At 65.3% G+C, this 5,210-nt stretch carries 4 protein-coding genes; 2 read left to right on the forward strand and 2 right to left on the reverse strand.

Annotated features, from left to right (window positions below; translation table 11 throughout):
- The coding region (locus EPO09_RS04485) for a neutral/alkaline non-lysosomal ceramidase C-terminal domain-containing protein (RefSeq protein WP_290640596.1) at window positions 1-344 on the forward strand (344 nt) is incomplete at its 5' end.
- 10 nt (window positions 345-354) lie between these two features.
- Here the strand turns inward: EPO09_RS04485 and EPO09_RS04490 are convergent.
- Together EPO09_RS04490 and EPO09_RS04495 are read right to left on the reverse strand one after the other, a co-directional pair.
- Complete coding sequence (locus EPO09_RS04490; RefSeq protein WP_290640598.1) at window positions 355-1,263, reverse strand: MBL fold metallo-hydrolase; 909 nt, start codon at window positions 1,261-1,263, stop codon at window positions 355-357.
- 78 nt (window positions 1,264-1,341) lie between these two features.
- Window positions 1,342-1,656 carry a hypothetical protein gene (locus EPO09_RS04495; protein ID WP_290640600.1) on the reverse strand — a complete coding sequence of 105 codons (315 nt, stop codon included), beginning with the start codon at window positions 1,654-1,656 and terminating at the stop codon, window positions 1,342-1,344.
- A 256-nt stretch (window positions 1,657-1,912) separates the two neighbouring features.
- On the opposite strand from EPO09_RS04495, the gene EPO09_RS04500 reads away from it, so the two are divergent.
- On the forward strand, window positions 1,913-5,210 hold a 3,298-nt coding region (locus tag EPO09_RS04500), incomplete at its 3' end, for a type VI secretion system Vgr family protein (RefSeq protein WP_290640602.1).

The raw sequence follows: 5,210 nt of genomic DNA on the forward strand, positions 1-5,210 counted from the left end.
TGAAAGATGCCTCAGGCAGCTACAAGGCTGGCGACACCGTAGCCGTGCGCTTCCAGACCGGTCACCCCAAGAACAACCTGCATCGCAACGGCAGCTTCCTGGAAGTACAGCGCCAGGTAGGCGGCAACTGGGTCGCTGTGGCTGACGATGGCGACTGGTCGACGCGCTACCGCTGGACACGCACCTTCGGCGCCGAATCAGCCGCCGACCTCAGCTGGACGATCCCTCAAGGCACGCCCGCCGGCAGCTACCGCATCGTGCACTATGGCGATGCCAAGAACCTCATCGGCACGATCACGCCTTTCACAGGCACATCCAGCGTGTTCCAGGTGCAAGTCAACTGAGATCAGGGGATCAACGCGAGGCGATCACCGCATCGCCTTCGCGGGTGGCTGCCCCGGCCCGCACCAACTCCTGCGCCATGAAGGCCGCCATCGCCTCGGGATCATGCGGATAGTGCGCCTGCATGGCCACATTGCCTTCGATGCTGGCGCGCACCATGTCGGTCAGATCCGCCAAGGTCAGGCGGCGTGCTTCCAGCAGCTTGAAGGCCAGCAGCACTTTCAGCGCGTTGTCCGAATTGCGGCGTGGCTCGGCGATGAACCAGTCGATGCGTGAATGGGCTGCCTGCAAGCTGGCGGCCACATCCGTGAACGGCGCGCCATGGCCCGGGATCACCAGACGCGGCTTCAAGGTGCCGATCAGATCGAGCGTGGCCTTTTGCTTCTCGAAACCGGGGATGCCCGCCAGCTCCGGAAAGATCACGCCGAAGCCCTTCTGCCACAGCGCATCGGCTGACAGCAAGATGCCCAGGCGCTCACACCAAAGCATGACCATGGCGTGATCGTGCCCGGCTGCGGGCAGCACCGTCCAGTCTTCGCCGCCCAGGCGCAGGGTGTCACGCGGGTGAATCAGCCGGTCGTAGCTGAAACGCGGGCACTGCTGGCTGGTGCGGCGGTAGCTGAGGCGATCTTCGTCCCAACTGTCCACCAACTCGGCTTCACCTGGCGGTATCCAGACCTCGCAGCCATGTAAGGCCTTGAGTCCGGCATTGCCGCCAGCATGGTCAGAGTGAATGTGGGTGTTGACGATGCGAACCAATGGCCGGCCTTCACGCGCGTCGTCGATCAGGCGGATGGTGTCGTCAAGGTGGGTAACATAACCCGAGTCCACGACGCTAGCGCCGTCATCATCCAGAAAGACGATGTTGTTGGACGAAAGCCAGCCGCGCTCCAGGACGCGGATGCTGTCAGGCAATGTCATGCAAGCTCACCCCGCACCCGGTACATCGGTGCGCGGGGCGATCATAGGGCAGGGCGGGCGTCCTTGCCTTCTCAGAGGTCAGGAATGGTGCTTGGCGCCGCCGCGGCGGCCCTTGGCGGCGCTCATGCAAGGCACAGGCGCGTGGGCGTGCGGCTCGGCATGCAGGCGCTCCCAGTAATTCACCGCCTTGGAAACCCACTCGCGGTAGTCCGGATCTTCCGGTGCATAGAAGGGGATGCCGCGGGCCGTGAAGGCCTCCAGCTCGTCGGCAACCGGGTTGGCGCGGGACTCTTCCAGCTCCAGCTCCAGGGCGTGCATGGCGTGAACGCGTTCAATGGCACGCGGGGCCATCAGTTGATCGCGCAGGGCTTGGGCGGTGGTTTTTTGACCCATGGTCAGATGCTCCGGTGAATGCAATGGCTATATCGACATCGGCTGCTGCCTGTAGAGCTTGAGCCTTTGCGCGCGCTTCAAACCTTGAAACAAAGCCGGCTGCGTGCACCAGTTCACGAACGGTTACGGGATACAGGGAATCGGTTACAGCAGGTTGCACATACACCCCAAGGGGGTGGACGCCGTCAGGGGTGTTCCACCTGAAAATTCCCCCTCAGATCTGAACAAACACGAAACACAGCAGGGAGCCCAACACATGGGGCTGGATACGTCATTTTTGCAAGGCGGGCTGGACAACGCTCGCGCCGCCGTGGGCTCGCGCCTCCAATCGGCCGTGCACGACACTTTTGGCGGTTTGCTGGATGGCGCCCTGGCGGCCATCCTCGGCCAATGGGGCAGCGAAACCCGCCTCTACACCCTGAGCGCGCCCAGCAGCGAGCGCAGCCTGCCGGCTGACCTGATGGTCGAAAGCTTCGCGCTGCACGAGGCGGTATCCGAGCCGTTTTCGCTCTACATCAACGCCCTGGTGCTCAACAGCCACGTCGAGCTCAAGCAGCTCTACGCTCGCCCCATCACCCTGCAGACCACGCTGGCCGACGGTAGCCGCGCTCGCCGCAGCGGCTACGTCACCGAAGCCCGCTCGCTCGAAGCCGATGGCGGCTTTGCCCGTAAAGGCCTGCTGGTGCAACCCTGGATCGCCTTGCTGGGCCACACGCTCAACAGCCGCGTCTGGCAGGACAAATCCGTGATCGAGATCGTGGAAGACGTCTTCGCCGACCACGACACCATCGCCGCCTGGAAATGGGACGATGACGTCGAACGTTATGTAGCCGAAGGCTTGTTCGCCCGCAACGCCGGTCGCCGCGCCTACTGCGTGCAGTACCGCGAAACCGATCTGGCCTTCGTTCAACGCCTGCTGGCCGAAGAAGGCATCTGCTGGCGCGTGGAAGAAGACGAAGCTGCGCCAGGCGGCCACACCCTCGTCTTCTTCAGCAACAGCAGCCGGCAACCCGAAGACGCCATCAGCGCCAGCAGCTTGGGCGGCGCCGGCATCCGCTACCACCGCAGCAGCAGCCAGGAGGCGCAAGACAGCATCCAGGCCCTGGGCAGCGTGCGCCAGATCGGCCCCACGGCCACCGCCGTGCAAGGCTGGGACTACAAAGCCAACGCCGCCATCACGGCCGATGCCCCCACCGCCCACGACTGGGGCGGCAATGAAGCCACCAGCCTGCAAAGCTGGCTCACCAGCTACGACCCCACGGGCGATTTCGTCTTTGGCAGCAACGCCGAAGCCCAATTCGCCGCCACCCGCCTGCAAGAAGCCCACGAGGCCCGCTACAAAACCTGGCTGGGCCGCGGCACCGTGCGCACCCTGCGCGCCGGCACCTGGTTTGCCGTCACCCAATCCACACTCGATCCACTGGCAGCCTTCGGCCTGAGCGACGACGACAAACAGTTCTTCGTGACCCGCTGCGACGTGGTCGGCATCAACAACCTGCCCAAGGACCTGAGCCACCGCATTGCCCAGACCCTGGGCGAAGCCGATCTGCCCGCCCTGGATGACGCCGCAGGTAGCCGCGACCACATCCCCGTGGACCGGGCCGCCCTGCACCAGCAAGCCGGCCAAAGCGGCTTTGCCTGCCAGTTCCAGGCCCTGCGCCGCAACGTGCCCTGGCGCGCCGTGCTGATGGATGACACGGGCCTGCGCCCCCGCCCAAGGCCCACCGCACTGGGCCCGCAAACCGCCATCGTCGTGGGCCCGGGCGGCAACGTGAACGCCAGCGGCGCCGACGAGCTCTATACCGACCAGCTTGGCCGCATCAAGGTCAAGTTCCACTGGCAGGCCAATGCCTTTGCGCCCCAGCGAGCCAACATCGACCACAGCTGCTGGCTGCGCGTCATGCAGCGCCTGGCTGGCCCTGGCATGGGCCACCAGTTCATCCCGCGCATCGGGCAAGAAGTGCTGGTTGGCTTCCTGGGCAATGACATCGATCGCCCCTTCGTCATGGCCGCGCTCTACAACGGCCGAGGCGAATCCGGCGTGCCCCGCACACCCGGTGGCCAGGCCGCTGAAGGCAGCACCGCCGCCCTGGCCGAATCCACCGACCACAGCCCCAGCAGCCAGATGAACCTGGTGGGCGCAGGCTCTGGCGGCAACAGCCCTGCCTGGCACGGCGCCGCACCCAATGCCGCCACCGAAGGCAGCGAAGGCCAGAACAACGCAGCAGCGCTCAGTGGCGTCAAGAGCAAGGAGTTCGGCGGCAGCGGCTACAACCAGCTCGTGTTCGACGACACCCCCGGCCAGCTGCGCACCCAACTGCACAGCACCCAGAGCCAGACCTGGCTGCAAATGGGCCACCTGCTGCACCAGGCAGACAACCACCGAGGCAGCTTCCGCGGCCAAGGCTTCGAGCTGCGCACCGACGCCTGGGGCGGCCTGCGCGCCGCACGTGGCGTGATGCTCAGCACCTTCGGGCTAGGCAACGGCCTCGGCCAAACCAGCACCCCAGCGGGCGACAACGCCCCCGGCATGGCCCTGGCCAAACAGGCCCAGCAACTGGCCAGCACCTTCCACCAGGCAGCAGGCACCCACCAGACAGTTGGACTGGCCACGGCAGCCGGCAGCCGTGGCGGCAACAAGAGCAACCTGGACGACAAGGCCTCCCCTGCGGCAGCCTTGACCAGGAGCCTCAGCGGCATGGTCAGCACCAGCAGCCTGCCCAACGCAAGCGCCGACGCGGCAGACAAGGCAACCGGCACCGGTCAGAGCAAAGTCCCGCACATGGCCGATCCCAACATCGCCCTGGTCGGCAAAGCCGGCATCGGCCTGACGGCTGGCCAGGACCTGCACCTGAGTGCGCAAGACACCACCCAGATCGCCAGCGGGCAGGACACGCACTTTGCAGTGGGTGGCCAGGCGCGCATCCACACGGGGCAGGCGATTGGTGTGTTGGCCGGCGCGATTCAACCCGGCTCGGAAGCGGCGGGCAAAGGCCTGACCGTGATCGCCGCCCAAGGCCCCATCGACATGCAGGCGCAAGCCGGCCCGGCACAGATTGCGGCCAAGCAGGAGTTGCAGTTGAAGACGGCGAGTGGGGTGGTGAACTTCATCGCCGCCAAGCGCATCGTGCTGGCCGTATCCGGTGGTGCCAGTATCACGATGGACGAAGGCAGCTTCACCGCGCAATGCCCCGGCAAGATCACGGTGCAGGCAGGCCAGAAGTCCATGCAGGCGGGCGCCAAGATGAATGCAGACCACCCGGCCTTCCCGACCAGCGAGTTCAGCTACAAGGTTCCGCTGCGCGTGAACTTCGACAATGCACCCATGGGCATGCAAAGCGGTTGGCAGGGCATGCCTTACAAGGTGTTTGCCGATGGCGCGCAGATTGATGCTGGGGTGTTGGATGGCAGCGGGGGCATCACCATCCCGCACTCGCCGGTTACACGCCGCTACCGCATCGAGATGGCCAATGGCATCAAGTACGACATCCCTGTTGTGGACGAATTCAGCAACCCTGAAGAGGGCAAGCTGGCGGCACAAGGCTTCATCAAGC

This window comes from Aquabacterium sp. (assembly GCF_004297345.1).
Lineage (GTDB): Bacteria > Pseudomonadota > Gammaproteobacteria > Burkholderiales > Burkholderiaceae_C > Aquabacterium.

Coding starts and splice junctions, on each gene's coding strand:
- EPO09_RS04495 (WP_290640600.1), bottom strand. CDS start 1,656: ATGGGTCAAAAAACCACCGCCCAAGCCCTGCGCGATCAACTGATGGCC.
- EPO09_RS04490 (WP_290640598.1), bottom strand. CDS start 1,263: ATGACATTGCCTGACAGCATCCGCGTCCTGGAGCGCGGCTGGCTTTCG.